General features: G+C 62.1%; 1 pseudogene. It reads right to left on the bottom strand.

What is annotated here, in order from left to right:
* Positions 1 to 321, bottom strand: a pseudogene (locus tag AACY52_RS31120) (hypothetical protein); the annotation flags it as partial.
* Positions 322 to 454: the final 133 nt, after the last annotated feature.

Here is a 454-nt window from a genome sequence, read left to right as displayed (position 1 = left end):
ACGATCGAACACTGCGATGTCGCCCTTGGCGGGAAGTTTCTGCCAGAAGCGCCACAGGAAATGCCGGTCGAGCTCGTCCTCGGTCGGTGCCTTGATCGGCCACACCTCGAAATTGCGCGGGTCCCAATTGGCGCAAAGACGCTGGATGATCCCGCCCTTCCCCGCCGCGTCCCAACCCTCAAGCAAAACGATCGCGCGCTTGCGGTGGACGATATGCGCGACCTGGATATGCGCGAGCCGGGTTTGCAGCGCGATCAGATCCGCTTCGTAATCGCCCGCATAGGGCTTGCCCGACTCATAATCGGACAGGGAGATCGTCATAGCGCAGAAACCTTCAACCGCAGGCGCAGGATGCGGTCATTCGCCGTCAGAAACAGCGTGCGACCGTCTTCACCAAACGCACAATTGGGGATCGGCGCGCCGGTGGCGATCAGTCCGAGTGGCTCGGCGTCCG

Source organism: Pseudomonas sp. EA_65y_Pfl1_P113, assembly GCF_963970525.1.
Classification (GTDB): domain Bacteria; phylum Pseudomonadota; class Gammaproteobacteria; order Pseudomonadales; family Pseudomonadaceae; genus Aquipseudomonas; species Aquipseudomonas tritici.
The sequence above is the reverse complement of the archived record's forward strand: the minus strand, read 5'-3'. Positions and strand labels throughout refer to the sequence as shown.